This window comes from Evansella cellulosilytica DSM 2522, from assembly GCF_000177235.2.
GTDB lineage: Bacteria > Bacillota > Bacilli > Bacillales > Salisediminibacteriaceae > Evansella > Evansella cellulosilytica.
This window is the reverse complement of sequence record NC_014829.1, coordinates 2,200,768-2,226,221: the sequence shown is the minus strand read 5'-3', so window position 1 is coordinate 2,226,221 and position 25,454 is coordinate 2,200,768. Positions and strand designations below refer to the sequence as shown.

Genomic DNA, 25,454 nt, shown 5'->3' with positions numbered 1-25,454 from the left:
TTTCATACACTTTGCTTAAATAATCACGAAGCAATTCGATTATTTATGGGAAGGCAAATGGTGCGCCACCAGGTTACTGGTTCTAGTGGGTTCGATTCCCACCCCGAAATTTTTGTACTACTAAAAAATTTCGAGGGTGGGCGTTTTTTTCGTCCTCCCTCATCTGGAGGGATTAGTAATGATAAAAAAACGTGATCTATTCGAGAGTCAGGCTCTTTATGAACTTATGGTACACCCTGATGTCTTCCCTTTTGTACGTCAAAAACCAACTTCCTTTGAAGAATACATGTTTATGACAAAACAAACAATCGAAGCAGAAGAAATTGGAAAAACCATCTCAAGAACTATTATAGATGAATGGGGAAATCCAATTGGCACAATTAATTTGTTCGATATCCATGAGAATGCTGGATTTTTAGGTACATGGATAGGGAAGAATTATCATGGTAAAGGATACAATAATTTAGCTAAGGAAGCATTTTTTAATGAGCTTTTTTATGAACTTAATATTGATAGGATTTTTATGAAAATAAGAAAAGAAAATGTCCGTTCACTAAAAGCAGCACAGAAGTTAGCTTATGTTGTTTTAGTTGATGAAACATATAAAAGTTTATACGAAGAAATTAATAAAGGCATATTTGAGTATCATTTACTTGAAATTCCGAAAGACTTGTATATGCTTCATACTTTAAGGAATGGAATATTGGCAGTTTCTGGGGAAGAACAACTGAAGGAAGCTTAACGAGCGATAAGAGGTTACGCAAAATAAGGCGCTATCACCACTTTAGGGAAACTGAAAAAGTGTTGTTCTTTCGCTTTTTCAGTTTCCCTAAGCAATGTGCGTAGCCGCCGCAAACGTTAAAAAGCCTGATAGGAATGGGGTTCTCCTATCAGGCGAGCGGCGAGCGTAGCCATTGCAATACAAATAAAAGGCACTGAAAAAGTTGGTTTGTTTATAGTTATATTAATGAATTATTCTCATTCTTTGTTCAATTATTTTGTTTCCAATTTATCAGTTTGATTGTTTAGAATGCTTTATTACCGACTTGACTGCTGCTTCAATTTCTTCATAGCTTGTGCATCTACAAATATTTGAATCTAGCCAATCGGCTATCGTTCTATCATCAGCGTTCGGGTGATTTTTTAATAAGGAATGACAATTCATTATAAATCCAGGAGTACAATAGCCACATTGGAAAGCGAACTTCTCCACGAACGCTTTTTGAATTTCTGTACCACGAACCCCTTCAATCGTCTCTACTTCCTTATCAATCGCTTCAATTCCTAACATCAAGCATGACTTCATTGGCTTCCCATTTACATTAACCGTACAAGCGCCACAGTCACCATTTAAACACCCTGGCTTTGAGCCAGTTAATCCAATGTACTCACGTAAAACATAAAGTAACGTATCAGCTGGACGAGCAATCACGGAATGTATTTCACCATTGATACTTAAATCAAACGTTTTTTTTATCACTAGTGAATACCCCCTTCCCCTTCTAGGTGATCAAGAACATCATATAGTAGGTTTTTCATAACAAATAGACGATATTGTGCAGAACCTTCAGTATCAGTTAACACATTCTTTTGTAATTTATCTAATGCTGCATTTATCCTCTCAGAAACCGTTAAATTTTTGTCATTTAAACTAGCTTCCATTTCTTTTGACCTAAACGGATAAGGTGTTAACCCACTAATCGCTATTTTAATGTTATTACTTTCCTTCACAGCTACAATTGTTATTAGTGGGTAACCAGTAAACCACTGCTTTCTTCTTTTTATATGAATATGTGGCATATCAAAATACTTTTTTTCAGTACATACTTGGAGGAGAAATTCGCCTTGTTGTAATTGGAGTGTCTCTTTAAAGATGTCGTTAATACGCTCTGTACGAGTCCCATCTTTACCAACTATAAACGCATAACTATCTGTTACGAGAAATGGAAGTACTGCTTCTCGATAAAAAATATTAGCACATATATTGCCGCCTAAAGTTATTTTAGTTCGTGCAGTATGATCAGCAATGTCCTTTACTGTTTTCGTAAGTAATGGAAAAACATTTGCTTCCCCAATTTCTGCTAACGTTTTACCAGCTCCAAAATAAAAATAATGATCATCTTGCTCTAGTGCTTGGTACTCACTTATTCCCTTCATATCTATCACTGCATCTGTATAAAGCTCGTTTATTCTACCTAGTGTAATGATCTCTGTTCCACCAGAAAAATACATTGGCGTTTTACCAGCATTCGATAGTTTTTGGAAAAGAGCAAAAGCATCATTTAAAGTTGTTGGTCTAAAATACTCAAAATCAAAAGGGATCATTTGTTAGCCCCCTTTACTCTCCAAAGTAATTCTGGTGTTAACGGCAGATGATTCACAGGAGCATTAATAGCTGATGATAAGCAATTACTTAATGCTGCTGGCATTCCTAATAACCCTTGTTCACCAACACCCCTTGCTCCGAATGGTGCTTCTATATGTGGTGTTTCAATAAAATCAACGACATATTCTGGTCGTTCACTATAATGAATAGGTCGATATGTTCTTAACTGGGGATTCATGACGATTCCTTTTTCATTAAAAATAAAAGATTCTCTGCCAGCAAAAGCTAGACCCATACTTGCCGCTCCAGTCACTTGCCCCATTGCTGCTTTATAGTTCAGCACCTTACCAACGTCCAATACATTTGTAACCTTTAGGACCCTATAAGTTAAGTCTCGATGATCAAATTCAACTTCAACGACTTGGGCACCAACTGCCCATTCAGGACCTGGCTTTCCAGCACCTGTCTCTTCATCTAAATAAGTAAGTCCTTGTAGTATATATTTACCTCTTCCAATGATTTGCCCACCAATAGAATTACCGTTTGGATATACATATCCATAAGCAATTTCATCGAAGCTTAAACATACTGACGGATTATCCTTTAAGAAAACTCTTTGATTAGCAACGACTAAATCATCTGCACGTCGCCTGAGAACAGTACTTGCTATATCCTTTAACTGACTAATAACATCATCTGCTGCTTCTATCAGAGCACGACCTGCCATAAAAGTACCTCTACTTGCAACTGTTTTCCAATGTTCAGGAGTCGATTGTGTATCTACTTCCATTTTTACGTGAATTTGATTAATATCCATTTGCATATGTTCTGCAAGCATTTGAGCCAAAACCGTCTTTGTCCCAGTTCCAATTTCAATTACCCCAGATATGATATTGATACTGCCATCTTCGTTAAACGTCAAAATAACACCCGATGATGAGTCAGGAGGAATTGTAGAATTTTTCCAAACACAGCTCAATCCCTTAACACGAGAAAAGCGATCATTCATCCTAACAATTTGACCTTCTTCCCAGTTACTAAGCTCGCGAACTCTTTCCATACATTTGTGTAAATTCCCTACGTTACTTCTATTAAGGAGCGTTTGTGTCGGCGTAGTATCCCCAGGTTTTATAGCATTTATATAGCGGAATGTGAATGGGTCGATATTTAATTTATCTGCTAACATATCCATTGCGCGTTCAAAAGCAAATAGTACTTCAGTATGACCGAAGCCTCGATACGGTGCAGGGAAAGGATGGTTTGTGTACACTGTATAAGAATCACAATAAACGTTGTCAATCCGGTACGGTCCAGTACAATCTACAGCGCCCGCTCGCGTAATATGCACAGCTTTGTCTGAATATGCTCCACTATCAAATAAGTAAATAATTTCTGCCGCTGTTAACTTACCGTCTTTCGTTGCTCCTAGTTTAATAGTTGCATCAAGACCTACATGACAAGGCGAGGTAATCATGTCTTCCTCTCTTGTATGAACGATTTTTACTTTTTTCCCGCCAACTGCTTTCGACGCAATATAAGCTAATATTTCTAAAAATACTGATGCTTTCCCACCGTAACCGCCACCTACTAATGGTGTGTCTACTATAATCTTTCCAACTTCTATATCGAAATAACTACTTATTAACTTTTTTACCATAAATGGTGCCTGCGATGATGTAGAAATATATACTTCACCGAATGGTTTAATTTCTGCGATTGCGCTACGAGGTTCCATAGCGGTATGGTCAGATGGAGAAAAAGTAAAATTTGCGTCTACTATTGTATCTGCACTTTCCAATCCTACTGAAATATCACCTTTTCTTATTTTAACTTTATTTGCTATATTCGTATTTGGGACAGGTTCAATTCCTTCGTCTTTATCATATTTATCTAATTCTTCATGAATAATTGGTGCATCCTTTTTAATTGCCTCGGACGGTGAATTGACGACAGGTAACGATTCATAATCAACTTTTATAAGACTAGCAGCTTTCATTGCTTGAACAGGTTCCTCTGCCACAACAATGGCAATAACTTCACCATGATAACGAACTTTTTCATGAGCGATGGGTGGACGGTCTCTTATTTCTTCACCAGTCAAAGGAAGCTTTTCCTGACATATGATTGCCCTGACACCCTTTACTTTCCAACTTTCCTCTGTGGAAATTTTCTTAATTTTCGCATGTGCTACAGTGCTAATAACAAGTCTTGCATGTAATGTTTTTTTATCTCCAGCATGATAATCATCTGTATACATTGCCTTTCCTGTTATTTTTTCTGAGGCCTCTTTTCTAATCACACTTCTTCCAATAAAACTCAAGACAATAGCCCCCTCTATCTAGACTCCTATATTTGTGCTTTGCATTTTCATCATATTAGATGTAAATACTATGAAAGTTCATGTTACGAAAGACAGAGCAACAATAACGATTGAGAGGTGAAACAAAATTTCTAACCAGTCCTTTGATTTTCGATTGATTAAATGAAAAAACTTTAATCCTGCTCTAATACCAATGATGACCCAAGCAATTGTCATTACCATTTGTGGTATCACCCTATCCCCACCTTTTTTAAAATCTTTTGATTATATGCACACTTCTATTTTTTAGAACATTTGCTCATTTATATGGACTTACATAAATCAGATACAAATATTAAACAATAATACTGTTTTGAGGAGGGGACTTTTATGAAATCACAGTCTAAGGAAGTTAAAGAAAAACCACTCATGTGGTGGCAATTATCATTATTAGGCATCGCATGTACGATCGGAACTGGCTTCTTTCTAGGTTCAAGCATTGCAATTAATATGGCTGGGCCCTCAGTGGTCTTTTCCTTTGCACTTGCTGCAATCGGTACTTATTTTGTATACGAGGCATTAGCAAAAATGACAACTGCTGACCCTCAAAAAGGTTCCTTTCGAACGTATGCAAAAAAAGCATATGGAAGATGGGCAGGATTTAGTAGCGGCTGGGTTTATTGGTTATCAGAAATGCTTATCACTGGTAGTCAGCTAACTGCTTTATCGATTTTCTCTCAGTTTTGGTTTCCAAATATCCCTCTTTGGATTTTTGCAACTGGTTATTCTGTACTGGCCATTGTTGTCATTGTTTCCGGACCAAAAGGCTTTGATCGCGTAGAAAATTTACTTGCAGTTCTAAAAGCAAGTGCAATCGTCATGTTTATTATCATTGCAATGCTCGCATTATTTGGAGTATTTGAAGGGGATGCGCCAGAAAATACCGTTCCTAGAACTTTTGCTACCCTTTTCCCAAATGGCGTTACTGGATTACTTCCGTCACTTATTTTCGGTTTTTATGGCTTTGCTGGCATCGAAATTATCGGTTTATTAGCGATGCGTTTAAAGGAGAAATCAGAAGCTTTAAAGGCTGGAAAAGTGATGCTTATAACATTAGGTATCATTTATATGGCTTCTATTGGTTTGGCATTAACACTCGTTTCCTGGGATACATTCACAACGGATGAAAGTCCTTTTGTCACAGCCTTAACGATATACAACATACCTTATATATCACATATTTTTAATGGGGTTTTTATTATTGCTGGATTTTCTACAATGGTAGCTTCATTATTTGCAGTCATTAGGGTTTTAGTGACGCTTGCTGAAGATAAAGATGCACCTGCCATCTTTGGTAAAAAAGTAAAAAACAAGTATGCGATTCCAGCATTAGGCTTAACGATCGTAGGCTTAATTGTATCGATTGTATTGTCTCTTCTCATGCCGGGTAACATTTATGAATACTTTACAACAGCAGCAGGTTTAATGCTTCTATATAACTGGTTTTTTATTATTGGCTCATACGGACGTTTACACGAGCTTTCTACATTTGACAACGTTAAACGATTGCTCGGTTCCATGTTAGTACTTGCAGCAATCGTTGGGACTCTTTTTCACGAAACAAGTCGTCCTGGATTCTTTGTAAGTATAGGTTTTATAGTAGTGATTGGTTTAGTTACGCTACTTATGAGACAATATTGGAAGAAGCACCCACAAAAACCTGTAGACCCAACACCTAAATCTGCTTTTACTAAAATAAAATCTTAGCAGCTTGAATCCCGAAATAAATACCGAATCCTATTAAAGATAGTCCCGATAACAGAGAAATAGTCGTTAGAAGCTTTTTTGATAAAAACCTTCGTAATGTGCTAGATAGACCTGCCATTGTAAAATCCCAAACAGTTATACCTATAAATATAGCTGTGACGTACAACAAAACTTCTATTTGGCTATATGACGTAACCGTTTTTGCTAAAATGGACCCGAAAATTCCTAACCAAAAAAGAACAGTAATTGGATTGAAAAGTGACATAAAAAAACCTGCAAAAAAAGACTTTGTCGGTGATTCTCTATTCATTTTTTCATGATTAAGTTCTATTTTGTTTGCACCAGACAAACTTTCAATCCCTGTATATACGAGTACAAAAAAGCCAAATAACCATAAAAAAGATTGGACAAAAGGAATTTCAATTAAATGGTATACGCCTAAAAATACTAAAAACATATATATACCGTCCGCAACAGTTGCACCTAAACCGACAAGCCACGCATGAAAAAAGCCACTTTTAATACCTCTATCTAATTGGGCTGCATTTACTGGTCCAATTGGTGCAGCTAAAGAAAGTCCTAAAAATATGTATGCAATAAAAACGCTCATGTTAACCTCCTTTAATAGTTTCGAATGTTGGACAAACAAACCGCTTGTACATACTATTCAAAGGAGGTAACAATTAAAACTATTTTTTGTAATTGCAAAAGGGAGACGCCAACCTTTTGGTTAGAGGCACGAAAAAAGGTAAGTATCGGACCCACTTTTTAAGTGCTCTTAAGTATCACACTTTTTAGGAGTGTCCTCGTATACTCGCCTTTTTAGCCCTTATGCTTTTAATTAAAACTATCATATTGTCAATATACTAAGAAGATATTATTCTCTTACCTCTATGTTCTACAGAGGTTTCTGTTTGCACATATTAAAAAACATCATATTTTTTAAAGTGAAAAATAAACTGAATAATAGTGGACAAGGTATCTGTTTTCATTAAAGTTAAATGAGGGGAAGCTATTGAAGAATTCAGTTGATGTTTATATCATGATCACAATTGGTGCATTTATACAAGGTATGGCAATGGCACTTTTTTTATTTCCTAATTCCATTCCATCTGGAGGTGCAGGTGGTCTAGCAGTTTTATTTCATTTTTGGTTTAATATTCCTTTAAGTTTTGGATTATGGGTTGTTAACTTCTCTATGCTTGTTATTGCTATATACTGGCTTGGTAACAATAGCGCTATAGGTACGATGTATGGTATTACAATTTCTTCATTAACCATTTACTTTTTTCATTCAAAATTGTATTTACCTACTTTACATTTATGGTTTGACTTAATTGTAGGTTCAATTTTTCTCGGTATCGGAGTAGGGATATTGTTAAGACAGGAAGTATCGAACGGCGGTATGGGTGTACTTGCACTCCTATTTTCAAAATATAAAAACATCCCACCTGGAAAACCTCTCCTTCTAATAAACGGTTCGATATTTATATTTACAGCGTCTATTATTGATTGGAAGATCATTTTTCTCGCAATCGTTTCTCAATGGATTTCAACAAAGGTAGTAGACATCGTTTACAGAGTAAATTTAAATTTTATAAAAGAACCAACCTATGCTTGGAGGAAAAAGTAAACTATTCATAGAAAAGGTTTTGGCATGAAAATACTATTCAAGGTATTACTAGTATCATAACTAGCATAGCCTACTTTCATAAAAGTTAATGTATAAGCGCTCTTTTAAAGGCTTTTGTTGATTAAAACGAAAGGGGACGAGACACCTGCGGGTATACATACTGGAATACGATCCGAGATGTCTCGACGGCTTCAGCTTCAGATCGACACTTGAAGAGTTCGCCACCTTTCGTTTCACCAAGCTGAAAAATGCAACAAATTTTACGAAACCAGCTTTATGAAAATATTATAAGAGTATGCACTTTTTTCAAAAAAAGGATGATGAAATGGATCTATAATTATAAAATAAAATTATTCATCCTTCTCTATTTCCACTTCTACCTTCTCTCCACCTACAGAAAGGTATGTCAGCACTTCTAATTCCGGTTTTATTTTTGTAAGTCCTTGAATGTAGGGAGTAACAAGATCTTTAAAATCAGCTTTCACCCCTTCATCTTGTAAATGACCATAAATATACATTTTCTTTTTTTCAGCTTCTAACAAAAAAGCCATATAACCAACTGGTTTATTATGATCTGTCAAAATATTTAAAACTTGAGCATCTTCCTTCATTAATTCTGGAGAAAAGTAAATTTGCATGAGATGTTCCTCCTTTATTTATTCTGTAGTAAGGTGATACTTTGTAAATATTGTTGTGGCGCTCTCTTCTTCTTGTTCTTTCTTAGTTTTAGCATGGATTAAGAATATGCAAAGAATACACACGAGTAACGTTAAGCCTGCTGTGACTAAAAACATCCCATTACGATTCCATGCCATTAACCATCCGTATATTGGTGGGCCTGCAGCAACACCTAGGAATCGAACTGAACCATACAATGACGTAACAAAACCGCGTCTCGCTTTTCCTACCGATCCAGTAATTAAACTATTTAAACAAGGGAGTACTAAACCAGTCCCAATACTACTTACTACAAGTACACTTATAAATGGTACTAAAGCTGAAAAAAATACAAGCGTTGAAAATGAAGCTGTCATTAATAAAAGTCCAATTACTATAAAAGCTTTCATTCTTTTCATATTTTTTCCTATTTTACTACCAGTTATGTAGGATGTTGTCATCATACATAGGAGTGGAATGGCCAAAATTGCTCCCTTTAAGACCCCTACTATATCGTATTGTGCTTCTAATACATCAGATAAGTAAAATAAAATGCCAAAGAGTGTAAACAAGCATGTAGCTCCGGCTAAATAAGCAGTGAACAACCATCTACCTTCTAACTTAAATACAGAGAATAATCCTTTAACGTATTTACCTATAGGTGGTGCTTCCTTTTTTTTCTTTTTTTCTCGTATAAAGAATAACGTTAAGAATACTGAAATTAAACAAAAAATTGGAAATCCTAAAAATGGTGCATACCAAAACCATAAAGCCAATAAAGAACCTACAATAGGAGACAATACTTTCCCAAATCCATTTGAAGCTTCAACTAAACCTAACACCTTACTTTGGTCTCCACCTTTAAAGAGGTCTCCTGTTAATGCCATCGCTATAGGAGCAGTGCCAGCAGCGCCAATACCTTGAAGACTTCTGCCAAAAATGATCCATAAATAAGGGTTTGTGAACCATCCTGCAGCTATCCCTGCTAGTAAGCCTCCCGTTCCATATAAAATTAACGACGGTAAAATAATTGCTTTTCTAGAAAATCGATCTGACAAATAGCCTAAAATAGGAATAAACAAAGCTGCAGAAACAGAAAAGATTGTAATGGTTAAACTAACTTGAAAAGCTGTTAAATTTAGTTCAGATTGCATTTTAGGCAAAATAGGAATAAGCATGGAATTACCTAGAGTCATAATTAAAGGTATCGAGCTAATTGCTAAAATAACTAAACCTTTCCTTTTCTTAGCCAAAACTATATCTCCTTTACAATTTTTTGTAAAATTAATACTTTTATAAGATGCAATATTTTCACATAAACAATACATACCAGTTTTTACCCGACCATAAAAGGCTGAATCAACTGATCGAGTTCGATCAATTGACTCAGCCTCTTAACGTGTCAAGAGCAACCTTGGCATGTAGAAAACCTAGCTTGCAATTATTTCTAAAAAGAACTCTAGTAGTCTCCCTGTAATTTACTATCGGTTTACTCTTTCCTTTAGTTTTTTAAGCAATTGCTCAGCCGTTTCTGCTTTCTCCACTTCACCGTTTATGATTGCATACGGGGATTCCTCGCAAATTTCACATTTGCTTTGACAAGTGTATTCTTTAAAGTCTATATTTTTTTGCGATAAAAAAGAGTTAAAGTCAGAAAAGCATTGCTCTGAAAGGAATTTATCGAGATTATTTTGGCAAAAATCAATTTTTACTTTTTCCTGTTTGAACAGTTTTTTTAATAAAGCCATCATATAACTTCCTTTATTTTATTTGTCTGTAATATAAATTTATCATACAATTATAGCAATTTTCCAAAGTATTGCTTTTCTCATCATTAGTTATCCCACTTAAATTCCAACTTATATGTTGTTGTATTTAGTATAAGAGAGGCATTGAACGTTTTGGAATTCTTTTTAAATCCATGAATAATATCTGTTTTTCCTTTAGTTAATAATTTCTTCACTTGTGTTTGCGTTATTGTCTTCCCTAAAAGTATCTTTGATAATGTAAATGAACAATTTGTATTCCGGTAATTTGAGCAGCCATAAAAACTTCCTTTATCGATTATTTGTCCATCACACTTTTTACACTTTCCTACAACAGTTTGTCTTCTTCCTTTTTTATTCTTACTTGAAAACGATTCAATGCTACTAATATCAATATTTTTAAAATCCCAATTTTCCACTTGCTTATTTGCAGTCTCTAATACATTACATGCAAGGTTTTTAGCTTGTTCGATAAATATTTTAGGCGCAGCTTTCCCTTCACCAATTTCGCTTAAACGCTTTTCCCATTTCGCTGTCATCTCGGGGGAAGCTAAAATACTGTCACCTACTGCTTCAACTAATAGTTTTCCTTTTTCTGTTACAAAAACTTGATTTTTTATAACTTGGATGTATTTTCTATCCTTTAATACTTGAATGATGCCAGCTCTAGTTGCTTCTGTACCTAAGCCTTCTGTGTTTTTTAATATATGAACAAGCTCTTTATCGTCTAATGCTTTTCCCGCAGTTTTCATTACTGTAATTAGTTCTCCTTCTGTAAATCGTTTAGGAGGTTGCGTTTTTCCAGATTTTATATCAACATCAAAAACATGACCACTCTCACCTTCACGAAGAGCTGGAAGTTGTTGATCTTCGTCATTACTCGCCTTATCATCATTTTTATATAACACTTCCCGCCATCCTGCTTGAACAATTTCCTTCCCTTTAGTCAAAAAAGTAGCCCTATTATCTACAAGTGTTTGAATCGTTGTATAATCAATAATAGCTGACTTATAATGGGCAGCAATCAACTGTTCAACAATTAATATATAAATATTCGATTCTTCACTTTGAAGCTTTGTAGGGTTCGTAACTTGCTCAGTTGGAATTATCGCGTAATGATCAGACACCTTTTTATCATTAACATACCGTTTATTATTAAGTATCGACTCAACTTGTAATGGAAAGTATTTTTCAAAATGCTCTAATTTACTCAATTTAAAGAGGATATCAGGAAGCATTTTTGCTTCTTCCTTCGTAATAAAATTGGAGTCACTTCGTGGATAGGAAATTATCCCTTTTGTATATAGCTTCTGGGCAATATCAAGCGTTTTTTGTGGCGAGTATTTAAACCTTTTATTTGCTAATGCTTGTAAATTAGATAAATTTAATAAAAATGGTGGTTTAAAGTCTTTTCGTTTCTTTTCAATAGATTGAATAGTTGCTTCTTTGTGAACACAAAACCGTCTAATTTTCTCCGCTAACTCTTTTTCTTTTAGTCTTGAGTCGTTCTCCTTATGCCATTTTCCTTTATATTGATTATTGTTCATGTGAAAAGTAGCAACAACCTCCCAGAACTCTTCTTGTTTAAACGTTTCAATTTCTTTTTCGCGTTGGACGATTAAAGCAAGTGTCGGTGTTTGAACTCTACCAATTGAAAATATATCTTTAATTCCTTTTTGTTGTAGTAGTAATGTATATGCTCTCGAGGCATTAATTCCTACAATCCAATCAGCACATGACCTACTCAACGCCTCATAGTATAAGCTTCTCGTTTCAGCTTCATCTAGCAGATGATTAAAACCTGTTAACACAGCATTTTTTGTTAATGATGATATCCAAAGCCGTTTCATCGGTTTTGAATTTTTACATAATGTCAATACGATTCTAATTATTGCTTCCCCTTCTCTTCCTGCATCACCAGCAATGATAATCTCTGTAATTCGTTGATCATGTATAAGCCTTTTTATAATGTTGAATTGCTTCCACTTAGAGGTTATGACACGATGTTGAAACTGTTCAGGGATAATTGGAAGGTTTTTTAATGACCACTTTTTCCAGTGAGGATGATAGTAATCTGGGGGAACAAGTTCACATAAATGCCCAACTGCCCAAGTAACAAGTGCACCTTTGGGAAATGTATCATTAGGGGATATTTCTATAAATCCAGCTTGCTTTTTACTCGAAAAAGGTGCAGCAAGCTTCGCACCTTGATCAGGCTTTTCTGCAATTATTAATTTCATTACGCATTCCGCCTTTTATGTATATCGAATGAAGAACATTTGTTTCCATTATAGTCGATTAACACATTTTTGGGTAGTATATTAACAAAAATAGTAAATCAAAGTATAATTTCTATTATCATGTATACGGTGGTGTTTTTGATGTTAGAGTCATTCTTTAGTAGAGACATGTATCGAGAAAGTGCTGTATTTCTAAGCCTTCCTCACCTAGTCGCACTCACATTATTTACGATCTCCATCATTTGGCTATATTTTCATAGAAAAAAGGAGTATATGAAGCATGTTCGATGGATCATCTTAGTGATACTTATTCTATCTGAGGTCTTCTTATTTTACTGGAGCTTTTCATATAGTTCTTGGACAACAAGACATAATCTTCCCCTAAACCTTTGTAGTATTAGCCTTTATTTGTGCATTTTTATGTTGATTTTTAAATCAAAAAAAATTTTTGAAGTGTTATATTTTTTTGGAATTGGAGGTGCGATTCAAGCACTCATTACTCCCGATCTCTTTTATACATTCCCGCATTTTCGGTTTTTACATTTCTTTATTGCACATGTCGCCATAATTCTCTCTATTTTATATATGGTTTGGATATACCGTTTTGCTGTAACCTTGCATTCTTTGTTCAAATCATTCATAGTACTTAACGTAATTGCAATTTTCGTTTTTATAGTGAATGTAAGAACTGGGGCAAATTACATGTTCTTAGCTGAAAAACCTGCGGGACCAAGTGTCCTTGATTATTTAGGACCTTACCCGTGGTACATTCTTTCTTTAGAAATATTAGCACTCATGATTTTTTTTCTACTTTACATTCCTTTTATACCATACTGGAAAACAAAGAAGAAAAAGTATGTATAATCTCGTCATGGTCAAACAATAAAAAAAAATGTATCATTTATTTATATAATAGTAGGAGGGAAAACTGTTGAGTAAATGCAATATAGACCATTCTTTCGAAGATGTACAAAATAAGCTAGCATTGCAAAAAAAACACATACCAAAATCATTATATGAAGCAATTGAATCATACCTAAATCCTTCTATACCACAATTAAAACTAAATGAATTGTTCCATTATCTAAAAAAGTACGATTTAGTTTCACCCGAAGAACGTACTGTAAGAAATGCTGGCATGCAATCACTTATAGAATAAGCAAAACAAAAAACGAGCTTCTGAAAGCTCGTTTTTTGTTTTGCTTAGAAGCGGTGAAGAAATGTTGCCACATGTCTTTAAAGTAGTAGTGAGTGCTCTTCTCGCTACTACGCGTGGCACCATTTCCACCGCCATATTTATTCTTTCTTCTCCTTCATGCTATAAACGAGCTTCTGAAAGCTCGTTTTTTGTTTTTCTTACCTTTTGAGTTAATCTCTAAGCAATGAGCGGAGCCGCGACAATCTCTAACGCCAACTATAAGTGAATTGTAGTGGCTCACGCGAGTGGAGCCATTCCTAGACTTTTAATAGCTTTTGGACAGACCCTTTAAAGAGGCGGAATGTCGCCGGTGCTTTTATTTGTATAGCAATGGCTACGCGTGGCGGAAAAATTCTACTGTATTATGCAGTTTGCTTTTTCTGTTTTTTTCCAATACTATTCATTCTTTTCTTAAGTACTCTTGTTTCAATATAACCAGTTCCAAAGAGAACACCTAAAACAATGAGTACAAAACCTATTATTTGAGACGTATAAATTGCTTCTCCTAATAAGAAAAATGCACCTATAAGGGATATAAAAGGGACTAAGTTATTAAAAATTGCTGTCTGTCCTGCACCAATTTCTTGAATTGCTGCATTATATAAAATATGGCCTAAACCTGTAGCAAATACAGCCGACAATACTAAAACTGTCCAAACAATTGTATTACCATGTACAAGATTCCCTACTCCTTGTGGTTCAAATATAAAGCTTAAAATTAAAAGCATTACTGCCCCTACAAGTAGCATGACAGCAGTTAATTGTCGAGATGATAGTGTTGCAGTAACTTTTTTTATAATAACAAAACTGAATGCTTGTGAAAGCATCGCTATAAACACTAATATATCGCCCGGAGAAATTACCCCAATTTCAGCATTTTGAAGCACTACTAAACAGACACCACCAAAACCTAAGGCAATTCCAATTGTACGTAAAAGCGTTATGCTATCCTTTAGAAACAACATTGCAAAGATTGCCGTTGCTAATGGAATCAACCCTAAAATCAACGAAGCATTTCCAGCAGTTGTTTGAACAAGACCTAAGGCCAACAACGAATGATGAAGCATTTGTCCAAAGACCGCTGCTACTATCGTATAGCCCCATTCCTTTTTTGTTAATTTACGTAAATCTTTTAAGAAAAATAAAACGATTATGGCGATAATGCCGCCAATAAAGATTCTTAGCCCCTGCATCGCTACAGGAGGGAGTGATTCAACTAGAAATTTAACAGCTACTACGTTCAATCCCCATAATATCATAACGAATAAAACTAAAATATAAGTCCATGTTTTTGACAGCTTTGACCCCTTCTTTCTGAAAACAAAACGCTTTATTATTAAAACATACATACTTTAAAACTATCTGTCAAAGATTAAACAATATATTAGAATATAATTCGTAATATTAATGTATGTACGCTTTTAAACTAAAGGCTAGAATCAAAAATCTACTCACTCAGTTAATATGAACGGTTACTAGTTTTGATAAATAATTTATTTCGATTCCAAGTATCTAAATGTATTAGATCAGAAAAAAAATGAGACCCTTTTTTTATATTAGAAAAGCTCTCATTTTTTTCATATTAATTTAGTTTCTCCCTATTATTTGAACTACTTATCCTTGCTAATTTCTCTTTAATTTAAATTCTCATTATTATTCCCTTTGTTTTGAACACGAACTAATATATCTTCTAATTCTTTTCTTGAAAATGAGTTAATTACATCGTCTTTTATAATCACATTTTCCTTTTGCACTTTAGAGGTTATAATTGCTTTTATACCTGCAATATTTACTTTTTGATCAATTAGAGATTTAATTTCAGATAAACGTTCGATGTCATTTAAAGAAAAGATGCGTTGATTTCCTTTATTCCTTACTGGTTGAATGAGCCCTTGTTCCTCATAATAACGTATTTGTCGTCCGGACAAGTTCGTAACTTCCTCTACGAAACTAATTGGAAATATTGCAAGATGTTGAGGAATCTTGTTTATCACGACGACATCCCTCCCTCCTTAAATACGTTTATGTTCACTTTAATGTAGCTAGATGAGTGTACACGTCCTTCAAATGTTGAAATCCTAAATTTTGAATCTCGCGTACACTTTCCGTCCAAAGCTGTGCAGTGGCTATTGCATCGTATAAAGCATGATGTCTTTTCTTGATCGTAATTCCATAATGATCACAACACTCATCTAGAGACACTAAGTTTTTATTAGGCTCCACAATCTTTGTTAAAAAGGCAGTATCTATAATCCGGTGCTCAAACCGCGATTTTAAAATTGACCACGTCATATGTTGCATAAAACTTCTTTCATGATTAGCATGATGTGCAACAAGAGTACAACCTGACATAAATGTATAAAAATTTTGTAATACATCATTAATAGGAGGTGCCTCTATTAAATCTTTTTCTGTGATGTTTGTTAATTTTGTAATTTCCTCTGAAACACCACCATTACTATTTATAAGTGAATAAAATGTCTCACTATCTATCACCTTATCTCCTTTAACCTTGATTCCACCAATTGATAAAATACGATCACCATTATTTGGATAAAAACCGGTAGTCTCTAAATCAAAAACAACAACATCTAATTTTGAAAAAGGGATCTCCAAGACGTTTTCTCTCTGATGCTCTCTTTGCAGTGCTCTAATGTACGCAATTTGCTTTGCATCAGATTGACCCATAACGGATGAATATTGGTTAAAGCTTAATTTGCCTGATATTTGTTTTAAAAATTGAATCATTGGATTCATACATTTTTTCCCCTTTTTTCTATAACAAGCTTTGTTTCATTAAACAGTTTAATTCCACGTTTGACGATTACTTTCAACGCTTCCCTTTCACTTTTTGACAGTGATTTTATGTTTAAGTAATGAACATCATGATAATCTTTTGCATTTTCAAATGAACGTAATCGAAAATCTAATAAATTGTTAAAATCACGTCTATACAATTTAAGACTATGATCATAATTTGATGGTAACTTCTGAAACCGGGCTAAAGTAGATGGGTCTGATACCCTCTCATATATCGCTAGCAGTCTTAATGCATTTACGTAAGGAAAGAAAACAGCATGCTTTAAGTGAATAGCACCAGCATGTTCTCCGTATTGTTCAGGTAAAAATTGACCAAACACTCCAAGTGTTTTTTTTATACGTCCTACATTATCTATTAATCTGTTCATTAAATGCTTTTCGTGAGAAAGCTTATTAAACGCTATTTCTTTCAATTGTTCTAACAATTTATGTTTTCCTACTAACACTCTTGAATCAAAAAAGATGGTAAAATTTCGAATGGAAGTCCAGCTATCTTCATCAAACCAATTTAAAATTTGCTTTTCCCAATCTACTAAAGACTTACACCATAGTGGATTTGAAGCCATCACGTTCCCTTCACAAAGCTCGTAGCCACAAATAGCAAACCCTTCTGAAATCTCTGAACCTAGTTTTAAAAAGTATTGTTCATCCTTTTTATCCCCATCAAAGATGATGCCATGATCCTGATCACTCCAAATAGCTTGTTCAGCTCTACCAGCACTGCCCATAAGAAAGAAAGCAAAGTGAGCTGGGGGTAAACCCGACTCACTTTTCACCTTCTCTAAAGCAGTATGAACAATTTGCTTCATAAGCTCATCGTGGAACGCATTTAATTTTTGATGGTCCATTGAAACTTTGTATATATTGTCTGCTCGCCACTTTTTCAATTGTTCATAGCTCTTCATAATAATCAGTCTTTTCTTATTGTATTGGTAGGAGACTATGCCCCAGTTTTATCATTTTTAGTCATACTTTCAGGGTAACCATAACTACCGTGTTCACTTAAGTCAAGACCTACAATTTCTTCTTCTTCAGAAACTCGAAGTCCGCCTAAAACTTTGTCTAAAATTTTCAAAATGATAAATGCAACTATGAAAGCATATAATCCACTAGCTACCACACCAAGAGTTTGAACTCCTAATTGAGTAAATCCACCACCGTAGAATAATCCTGGTGCTCCCCAACCTACACCTGTTGAGAAAGCTTCTGTAGCGAATAAACCACAAGCGATTGTACCCCATACACCTACTGTACCATGGACTGACAATGCGAAAATAGGATCATCAATTTTTGCTCTGTCAAACAGTTTCATACTGAAGACTACCATAATACCACCGACTAAACCGATAACAACTGCTGCCCAAGGTTCTACAAAGCCTGCAGGAGCTGTAATTGCTACTAAACCAGCTAACGCTCCGTTTAAAGTAGTTGGAACATCTGCCTTACCTGTTACTAAGTAAACTGTAGCCATTGCTGCAACTGCACCTGCTGCTGCTGCTAACTGTGTATTAAGAATAACAAAACCAAAGAATGCATCCGCTACTTCAAACGTACTAGCACCGTTAAATCCAAACCAACCTACCCAAAGTAGTAACACACCTAAAGCTGTATATACTTGGTTATGTCCTGCTATATCATTTGCTGAACCATCTTTATTAAACTTTCCAATACGTGGTTTTAAAATGATTGTTGCTGCTAGTGCTGCCATTGCCCCAGTTAAATGAACTACTGTTGATCCAGCAAAGTCTTGTTTACCAAGTTCCGCTAACCAACCATCACCCCAAGTCCAGTGTGCAACTACAGGATAAATAAGTGCTGAGAATAATACTGCGAATAATACGTATGCTGATAATTTTGCACGTTCTGCGAAACCACCAAACATAATTGTCATTGCAATTAATGCAAACATCATTTGAAACATGAAATCAACTGCTGGTGACAACCCTTCCCCATCAAAGGATGCATCTCCGAAGAAGAAATCAGATAAACCTATAAACAAGTTTCCTTCTCCATAAATAAAACCCCATCCAACTGCCCAGAATACTAAAGCACCAATACCTACTGTGAAAATTGTTTTGCCGGCGATGTGACCAGCGTTTTTCATTCTCGTCGATCCGGCTTCTAGAAGGATAAACCCACCTAGCATTAGTAAAACTAAAAATGTACCAATGATTACCCATAAATTATCCATTAAAACTATTTCCATTTCTAACATCTCCCTCTCTTTGTAAATGTAGTTAACATCCTTTGTTAAGTCCAATTATACTTTTCAAATTTTCTGAAACAACAAAACTGTCAGAAAATCTACCACACTTTTATGTAGTAACCGGTTACATTACTTTTAACGGAGATACATACTTTTCTGTCAGGCATAGCTTTAGGAAATTTCCCATTGATGTTGAATTCATACCTTCACGGTCTAACAATTAATTGAAAAAAAGAGGAGGATTACAAAAGGTTAAAACCAATTTGAATCCTCCCCTATTTTTAAAAAATCAAAAAGAGTTTATTTACAAAGCTTCTCATTAGAGAGAAGAGAATATGGCGATAAGTCTATGTCTGGTTTTCTGCCAGATACAAGAAGCGCTAATTGACGTCCTAAGTATGGCCCAACCGTTAGACCTGATGAACCAAGTCCATTAGCTACATATAACCGATTGTAATGTGGAATTTGACCTAAAGTCGGTAAGAATTGTGGAGCAACTGGTCTAAAACCTACTCTCGCCTCCTTAAAGGCACTGTCCTTTAATCCTGGAGCAAATTGCAAAGCTTTCGATAAAATCTCATTTATCGCACCAGCTGTCGTTCTCATATCAAATCCAACATTGTCTTCATGGGTTGTACCAACTACTATTTGACCATTATCGAAAGGAACAAAGTATTGATTATTTGGAGGCATGACGACTGGCCACTCTCCTGATTCAACACCGTCTATTTCAAGATGGAGTATTTGTGCTTTTTGTGGCTTTATGTTTCGTTCTATTTGAAGCGGCTTTAACAAATCGCTTTCCCATGCTCCAACAGTACATACGACAATACTACTATTCAATTGCTGTCCATTAACCTTAACAAACACTTTTGATTCCTCATTAGTTATTATCTCTGCATTACCTTTTATTACCTTTACTCCTCTTTTTTGGGCAGCACGGATAAGTGATTGACAAAAATCATTCCCATTGATACGTGCTGCTCCAGTAACATAAAGTGCATAATGTTCTTTACTTACTATTGGAAATTTCTCCTCTAACTCATCACTAGATAATATAGTTATATCACCAATTTCAGGGGCTTGTTTTAATTTCCCTTCCACTTTCAGCTTTAATTTTTCTAGTTTATTTAAATCATCGTGTAATTTTAATACGCCTACCTTTTTATAGCTACTATTCCATTCTCCATCACTCTCAAGCTCTTTGATTAATTGAGGATAATGTTTTGCACCTCTTCTTGCAAGGTCATACCACGCCATGTTTCTACGCTGTGAAAGCCAGGGAGCTATTATCCCCGCAGCAGCTCTAGTAGCCTGTCCTTTTTCATGGCGATCAATGATTGTAACATCAAATCCTATTTTACTAAGCTCATAAGCTGCAGATGCACCTAAAATACCTGCACCAATAATGATAATCTTATCCATATGTAACTCCTTTTTAGTTTCACTTCTTTTATAAAAGGGAATATCATCGTGTAACAATAGAAATAAAAATGCCAACTCCACTAATATCACGAATGTTATTTCTTGCATATACTAACACGACATAAATGATAAGGTGGGATCCACTTGTCTATCATAACAGGACAACAATATATAAAGCGAATTAATAAAATGAAAAATGAAATTTGGATTGAAGGAAAAAGGATTGATGGAGACGTTTCGGAGCAACGAGCATTTAAAGGGGTATTAAAAAGTAAAGCATCTCTTTACGATATGCAGCACCATGAACCGACTAAATCCTACTTAACTAGATATTCAGAAGTACACGGTGAAACAATAAATTTTGCTTTTGAAAAACCAACGTCTATTGATGATTTAAAAAAACGAAGGGAAGCTACACAGCTATGGGCCCGTAAAAGCTGTGGCACAATTGGAAGGTCACCAGACTATATTAATACAGCCATTATGACTCTAGCATCCTCTCTACCATTTTTTGAAGAAAAATATACGGAAAACATTACTGCTATTTATGAAAATGCAGTGAAGAATGATCTATCATTCACCCATACTTTTATAAATCCTCAAGTAAATAGATCTCCTTACAGCCAAATAAACTTATTAGATAGTAACCAAGACAAAATAATTGCTGCAAAAATAGTAGATGAAACGAGTGATGGCATTGTTATTCAAGGGGCTCGACTTCTTGCGACGCAGGGCGGTGTAACAGATGAGCTACTCGTTTTACCATCAGGTGGTGATGCCATTAACAATGATTACGCGTATGCTTTCTCTATCCCTTCTAACACGCCAGGGTTAAAATTTATATGTCGGGAACCTTTTTCGAAGCATCCTACTAATACGTTCGATCATCCATTGTCTGCTCAATTTGATGAAATTGATTCTGTCGTTGTGTTTGATCACGTTTTAGTTCCATGGGAAAGAGTTTTTCTTTATAAAGATTTACATGCAGTTGGAAGTATATATACAAAAACTAGTTTAAATTTAATGCTCTTATTCCAAGCGACTTCCCGTCAAGTAGTAAAAACAGAATTTATACTCGGTTTAGCTGAATCGATTGCAGAAACAATTTCTATTACTGAATATCAACATGTCCAAGAAAAAATTAGTGAAATTATCGTAACACTTGAAATTATGAAGGCATTGTTGCAAAAATCAGAAATGAGTGCAATAAAAAACGAATTTGGAATGATGGTGCCAAATCCACTTTCTTTAATGACAGCTTCAAACTATTATCAAAAAATATATCCTCGTCTTATAGAAATACTGCATTTATTAGGAGCTAGTGGATTTATTACATTACCGACAGAATCTGACTTTAATAGTAGTATTTCCTCTGATCTAGAATTGTATTTACAAGCGAAAAATGCTGATGCGAAAGACAGGGTCCAATTATTTCGACTTGCATGGGATTTAACGATGAGTTCTTTTGGTACACGTCAAACACAATATGAAAGATTCTTTTTTGGAGATCCAGTCAGATTATCTTCTTCTTTATACCAAGCATATAATAAAAAACCATATGTTGACGACATTCAAGCATTTTTGAACAATCAATAATCGGTTGATATGAAACGTTAGGTTGTGTCATAGGCAACATCACTGGTACAACCTAACATATATTCCCTGGGCAAGCGCAATATACGACAAAAATATAAAATACTCACCGTCCTACAATTTTCATATTAAAGTTATTAGACAACCGCCATCTGTAATAAAGATTAAGAAACTGGCCAAAGGAGGAAAGCAAATGAAACTCATACCAATACAAATGATGCTATTTGTTAGCTATTCCTTGTTACAGGACTATTGGATTTATTATAAATTACCACAAATTCAATATTGGGAAGTGAAAAATAATCATTTAAAATAAGAATAAAAATTACGCAAAATCCCTGATTTTTTGGTTACTAGTATTTAACAGAAAAAAATCAGGAGGTTCTCCCCTGATTTTAGCCAAGTTATTTTACTACTTCAGTCCAATTAAAGGTATCTTTCATACTACCGGTTTGGATACTAGTAATTGTTTCATATAGCTTCTTAGAAAGTTCCCCTGTTTTTTTATTGTTAATAATGTATTGTTCATTATGCCAGTTTAACTCACCAATAGGCGAGATAACTGCGGCAGTTCCAGTACCGAAAGCTTCTTTAAGACGGTTATTTTTGTATGCTTCAATAATTTCTTCCATTGAAACAAGTCTTTCCTTCACTGGGACTCCCCAAGATTTTAATAACTCAATAATAGACATTCTAGTAATACCAGGTAAAATACTCCCGTTAAGTTTAGGAGTGACCACCTCATCATCAATTCTAAAAAAAACATTCATACTACCGACTTCTTCTATATACTTTTTTTCCATACCATCTAACCAAAGAACTTGTGCAAAACCATTTTGAGCGGCTTTTTCTTGGGCGACATAGCCCGCGGAATAATTGCCTGCTGTTTTAGCAGTACCTGTACCGCCCTTTACAGCCCTTGTATACTCATGTTCCACATAAATACTTACAGGGTGAATTCCTTCTGGATAATAAGATCCAACTGGCGATAAGATAATCATTAGTTTATATGTATTCGCAGGAGCAACCCTTAAATTAGTATCTGTCGGTATAATAAATGGACGTATATATAAAGATGTTCCTTCTTCTTTAGGAATCCATTCTTTTTCTATTTCGATTAGCTTTTTTAAGTATTGTAGTATCAATTCATTATCAACAAGAGGAATGCTTAATCGTCTATTTGACTCATTTAAACGCTCAAAGTTTTTTTCAGGCCTAAATAATAACACCCTATCATCTTCTGTTCGATAAGCCTTTAAACCTTCAAAAACAGATTGGCTATAGTGAAAAACCATCGTTGCAGGGTCTAAAGATAATGGTTCATAAGGTTTAATTCTTGGGTTAAACCAGCCTTTCTCTCTTTCATAATCCATCATAAACATATGGTCTGTGAAATATTTACCAAATCCCAACTGTTTAGGATTTGGTTTTTCCTTTAATTCTTTTACTTTGTCTATTGTCAGTGTCATATTTCTCCCCATCCTTCTATTAAACCGCCTATTTCTGACTATTTTAAAGATTACCTCAAATGATTACAAGAGGAAAGTGATTTTTTCTTTAATTTTTATTAGCTTGGCATTTAATATGTTTTTTTCTATTGTCTGTAATAATTGGTAAGAATATTTTCAAGTCTCAAACAAATTAATATGTTTAAATTGATCTACGTTAAACAATCCAATATCTGTAAGTTTCAGAGCTGGAATAACAGGTAACGCCAGAAAAGACAGTGTTAAAAAAGGATTAAAGTCTTGTGAAATACCGATATCACTTAAAGCATCATTAATATGATTAAGTTTTTTATAAACTATTTCGTAATCATCATCTGTTATTAAACCTGCAATGTGTAATGGTAAAGATGCGATGACCTTTTCTTCCGAAACAACAACCAATCCTCCACCAATTTCTTCAACACTTTTTATGGCAAAAAGCATATCCTTATCTGAAGTACCTGTAACTATCATGTTATGTGAATCATGTGCAATAGTTGTAGCTATTGCGCCACGTTTTAGCTTTAATCCATGAACAATACCTAGACCCACATTTCCAGTGTAATGGTGTCTTTCAATCACAGCAAGTTTCAACAGGTCATTTTCTATATCCGATACAAAAGCTCCTTCTCTTCCTTTTACTTCTTTAACAATGTGCTTTGTGATTAAACTATTTGGAATGATACTAATGACGTTGGCTAACTGTTTTTCATTTATGCTTAACGTAATATCCTTTTCAGTAATTTCAGTAGCATGAACACTACTTATGATGTCTTCCCCCGGTTTAATACCTATTTCTTCTTTTATAAGAAAACGTCCTTTTTTTGCTACTAGTTGTCCACTAGAATATACTTCATCTATAGCGATGTCTTGTAAACTGTCTAATAGTATAATGTCGGCATCAAACCCAGGGGCAATAGCACCTTTATTGTCTAGCTTGTAACATTCGGCAGCATTAATTGTAGCCATCTGTATAGCTGTAATAGGAGATATCCCTTTCTGAATAGCTAACCGAACATTATGGTCTACACTCCCTTCTTGGATAAGGTCATCTATATGCTTATCATCTGTACAAAACGCACACCTTCTACTATTACTGTTTGTTACTACTTTTAAGAGCTGCGTTAAGTCTTTCGCCACTGATCCTTCCCGAATAAGCAAGTACATTCCTCGCTTTAATCGTTCCTCGGCCTCCTCTTTAGTTACTGCTTCGTGGTCTGTCCTTATACCTGCAGTTCGATATACGTTAATCGCATTATTATTAAGACCAGCAGCGTGCCCATCAATGATTTTTCCATTAACTTGTGCACCGAATATTTTTTCAATCATGACATCGTCATTATGATGTACAGAAGGGTAATCCATTACTTCGCCTAACCCTAATACTCTTGGATGAGTATAAAACTGCGCTAAATCTTTCGCTTGTAAATTTGCACCGGAATTTTCGAAAGGAGTCGCAGGAACACATGAAGGTAACATTAAAAATACATGTAAGGGAATTCCTTCAGAATCATCTAACATAAATTCAATTCCTATTGTACCAGAAACATTGGCAATTTCATGTGGGTCGGCTATAACTGTTGTGACACCATGAGGAAGAACGACTCTAGCAAATTGTGATGGAGTTACCATGGAAGACTCGATATGTACATGACTATCTATAAATCCTGGACTAATGTATTTATTTGTTGCATCTATCTCTATATGCCCTTCAAAATCTCCAATTCCAACAATAGTGTCATCTACGATTGCAACATCACCTGTCATTAAAGTACCGTTAAATACATCAATAATTTGACCATTTTTAAATACTTTGTCTGCGGGGGTTTTTCTTGCAGCTACAGCAAGTCTTTTCTTTAATACATCTTTTTTCACCTTCAAGTATATCAATCCCCTTTCAATTGCATATATAGTGTTATCGTCTCATATATCGAAGTAATTTAAAGAAGAATATCATTTTTTTACATAAACATCAATGCAGTTGTCTAAAATCTGTTTCAATACAATAAGAATATTTTATAATTCACCCTTGTGCCT

General features: G+C 34.9%; 24 protein-coding genes. 7 read left to right on the top strand and 17 right to left on the bottom strand.

The window, feature by feature from the left end; translation table 11 throughout:
* Positions 1-178 precede the first annotated feature (178 nt).
* Positions 179-742 (top strand): GNAT family N-acetyltransferase, encoded by a 564-nt coding sequence (locus BCELL_RS10140; protein ID WP_013488628.1) that lies wholly within the window; start codon positions 179-181, stop codon positions 740-742.
* Positions 743-1,012: 270 nt separating this feature from the next.
* Here the strand turns inward: BCELL_RS10140 and BCELL_RS10135 are convergent, their stop codons facing one another.
* The 4 genes from BCELL_RS10135 to BCELL_RS22540 all read right to left on the bottom strand — a co-directional run bounded on the left by BCELL_RS10135 (position 1,013) and on the right by BCELL_RS22540 (position 4,880).
* On the bottom strand, positions 1,013-1,480 hold the full coding sequence (locus BCELL_RS10135) for a (2Fe-2S)-binding protein (RefSeq protein ID WP_013488627.1): 468 nt from the start codon (positions 1,478-1,480) through the stop codon (positions 1,013-1,015).
* Positions 1,480-2,325 (bottom strand): FAD binding domain-containing protein, encoded by an 846-nt coding sequence (locus BCELL_RS10130; protein ID WP_013488626.1) that lies wholly within the window; start codon positions 2,323-2,325, stop codon positions 1,480-1,482. Before BCELL_RS10130 ends, BCELL_RS10135 begins: the two co-directional genes overlap by 1 nt.
* Entirely contained in the window at positions 2,322-4,646 is a 2,325-nt protein-coding gene (locus BCELL_RS10125) for a xanthine dehydrogenase family protein molybdopterin-binding subunit (RefSeq protein WP_013488625.1), read from the bottom strand. Before BCELL_RS10125 ends, BCELL_RS10130 begins: the two co-directional genes overlap by 4 nt.
* Positions 4,647-4,724: 78 nt before the next feature.
* Positions 4,725-4,880: a hypothetical protein gene (locus BCELL_RS22540; RefSeq protein WP_013488624.1), complete on the bottom strand. Its 156-nt coding sequence runs from the start codon at positions 4,878-4,880 to the stop codon at positions 4,725-4,727.
* A 135-nt stretch (positions 4,881-5,015) separates the two neighbouring features.
* Between BCELL_RS22540 and BCELL_RS10120 the strand changes: the two genes are divergently transcribed.
* The gene (locus BCELL_RS10120; protein ID WP_013488623.1) at positions 5,016-6,392 is read left to right on the top strand and encodes an amino acid permease; all 1,377 of its coding nucleotides are present in this window, start codon (positions 5,016-5,018) and stop codon (positions 6,390-6,392) included.
* Here the strand turns inward: BCELL_RS10120 and BCELL_RS10115 are convergent.
* A complete protein-coding gene (locus BCELL_RS10115) occupies positions 6,376-7,002 on the bottom strand; it encodes a LysE family transporter (RefSeq protein WP_013488622.1) in 627 nt (208 codons plus the stop codon). The two genes, BCELL_RS10120 and BCELL_RS10115, sit on opposite strands and share 17 nt — an antisense overlap.
* 405 nt (positions 7,003-7,407) lie before the next feature.
* Between BCELL_RS10115 and BCELL_RS10110 the strand changes: the two genes are divergently transcribed.
* Positions 7,408-8,025 (top strand): YitT family protein, encoded by a 618-nt coding sequence (locus tag BCELL_RS10110; RefSeq protein WP_013488621.1) that lies wholly within the window; start codon positions 7,408-7,410, stop codon positions 8,023-8,025.
* A gap of 350 nt (positions 8,026-8,375) precedes the next feature.
* Here the strand turns inward: BCELL_RS10110 and BCELL_RS10105 are convergent, their stop codons facing one another.
* The 4 genes from BCELL_RS10105 to BCELL_RS10090 form a co-directional block, all read right to left on the bottom strand.
* On the bottom strand, positions 8,376-8,663 hold the full coding sequence (locus tag BCELL_RS10105; protein WP_013488620.1) for a hypothetical protein: 288 nt from the start codon (positions 8,661-8,663) through the stop codon (positions 8,376-8,378).
* Positions 8,664-8,681: 18 nt separating this feature from the next.
* Complete coding sequence (locus BCELL_RS10100) at positions 8,682-9,878, bottom strand: MFS transporter (RefSeq protein WP_425357460.1); 1,197 nt, start codon at positions 9,876-9,878, stop codon at positions 8,682-8,684.
* Positions 9,879-10,163: 285 nt separating this feature from the next.
* Positions 10,164-10,430 carry a DUF1450 domain-containing protein gene (locus tag BCELL_RS10095; RefSeq protein WP_041808209.1) on the bottom strand — a complete coding sequence of 89 codons (267 nt, stop codon included), beginning with the start codon at positions 10,428-10,430 and terminating at the stop codon, positions 10,164-10,166.
* Positions 10,431-10,516: 86 nt separating this feature from the next.
* Positions 10,517-12,688: a DNA topoisomerase III gene (locus tag BCELL_RS10090; protein ID WP_013488617.1), complete on the bottom strand. Its 2,172-nt coding sequence runs from the start codon at positions 12,686-12,688 to the stop codon at positions 10,517-10,519.
* A 120-nt stretch (positions 12,689-12,808) separates the two neighbouring features.
* Here BCELL_RS10090 and BCELL_RS10085 point away from each other — a divergent pair, with 120 nt between their 5' ends.
* Positions 12,809-13,552, top strand: coding sequence for a YwaF family protein (locus tag BCELL_RS10085; protein WP_342633095.1), 744 nt, complete (start codon positions 12,809-12,811; stop codon positions 13,550-13,552).
* 67 nt (positions 13,553-13,619) lie between these two features.
* Positions 13,620-13,847: a hypothetical protein gene (locus tag BCELL_RS10080; RefSeq protein ID WP_013488615.1), complete on the top strand. Its 228-nt coding sequence runs from the start codon at positions 13,620-13,622 to the stop codon at positions 13,845-13,847.
* Between the two features lie 401 nt (positions 13,848-14,248).
* Here BCELL_RS10080 and BCELL_RS10075 read toward each other — a convergent pair whose 3' ends face one another.
* The 6 genes from BCELL_RS10075 to BCELL_RS10050 form a co-directional block, all read right to left on the bottom strand.
* Positions 14,249-15,235 (bottom strand): DMT family transporter, encoded by a 987-nt coding sequence (locus BCELL_RS10075; protein WP_013488614.1) that lies wholly within the window; start codon positions 15,233-15,235, stop codon positions 14,249-14,251.
* A 285-nt stretch (positions 15,236-15,520) separates the two neighbouring features.
* The gene (locus BCELL_RS10070; RefSeq protein ID WP_013488613.1) at positions 15,521-15,880 is read right to left on the bottom strand and encodes a MerR family transcriptional regulator; all 360 of its coding nucleotides are present in this window, start codon (positions 15,878-15,880) and stop codon (positions 15,521-15,523) included.
* 34 nt (positions 15,881-15,914) lie between these two features.
* Positions 15,915-16,643, bottom strand: a complete 729-nt coding sequence (locus BCELL_RS10065) for an exonuclease domain-containing protein (protein ID WP_013488612.1) — start codon at positions 16,641-16,643, stop codon at positions 15,915-15,917.
* Positions 16,640-17,593: a DUF294 nucleotidyltransferase-like domain-containing protein gene (locus BCELL_RS10060; protein ID WP_245546982.1), complete on the bottom strand. Its 954-nt coding sequence runs from the start codon at positions 17,591-17,593 to the stop codon at positions 16,640-16,642. The genes BCELL_RS10065 and BCELL_RS10060 overlap by 4 nt, the downstream gene beginning before the upstream one ends.
* Positions 17,594-17,646: 53 nt before the next feature.
* Positions 17,647-18,912: an ammonium transporter gene (locus tag BCELL_RS10055; protein ID WP_013488610.1), complete on the bottom strand. Its 1,266-nt coding sequence runs from the start codon at positions 18,910-18,912 to the stop codon at positions 17,647-17,649.
* Between the two features lie 300 nt (positions 18,913-19,212).
* A complete protein-coding gene (locus tag BCELL_RS10050; RefSeq protein ID WP_013488609.1) occupies positions 19,213-20,337 on the bottom strand; it encodes an NAD(P)/FAD-dependent oxidoreductase in 1,125 nt (374 codons plus the stop codon).
* 144 nt (positions 20,338-20,481) lie between these two features.
* Here BCELL_RS10050 and hpaB point away from each other — a divergent pair, with 144 nt between their 5' ends.
* Positions 20,482-21,933, top strand: a complete 1,452-nt coding sequence (hpaB, locus tag BCELL_RS10045) for a 4-hydroxyphenylacetate 3-monooxygenase, oxygenase component (RefSeq protein WP_013488608.1) — start codon at positions 20,482-20,484, stop codon at positions 21,931-21,933.
* A 190-nt stretch (positions 21,934-22,123) separates the two neighbouring features.
* A complete protein-coding gene (locus BCELL_RS23185; RefSeq protein WP_013488607.1) occupies positions 22,124-22,246 on the top strand; it encodes a hypothetical protein in 123 nt (40 codons plus the stop codon).
* An 88-nt stretch (positions 22,247-22,334) separates the two neighbouring features.
* Here BCELL_RS23185 and BCELL_RS10040 read toward each other — a convergent pair whose 3' ends face one another.
* Both BCELL_RS10040 and ade read right to left on the bottom strand, forming a co-directional pair.
* Positions 22,335-23,399 (bottom strand): branched-chain amino acid aminotransferase, encoded by a 1,065-nt coding sequence (locus BCELL_RS10040; RefSeq protein ID WP_013488606.1) that lies wholly within the window; start codon positions 23,397-23,399, stop codon positions 22,335-22,337.
* A gap of 156 nt (positions 23,400-23,555) precedes the next feature.
* Positions 23,556-25,298: an adenine deaminase gene (gene ade, locus BCELL_RS10035; RefSeq protein ID WP_013488605.1), complete on the bottom strand. Its 1,743-nt coding sequence runs from the start codon at positions 25,296-25,298 to the stop codon at positions 23,556-23,558.
* Between the last annotated feature and the right edge of the window lie 156 nt (positions 25,299-25,454).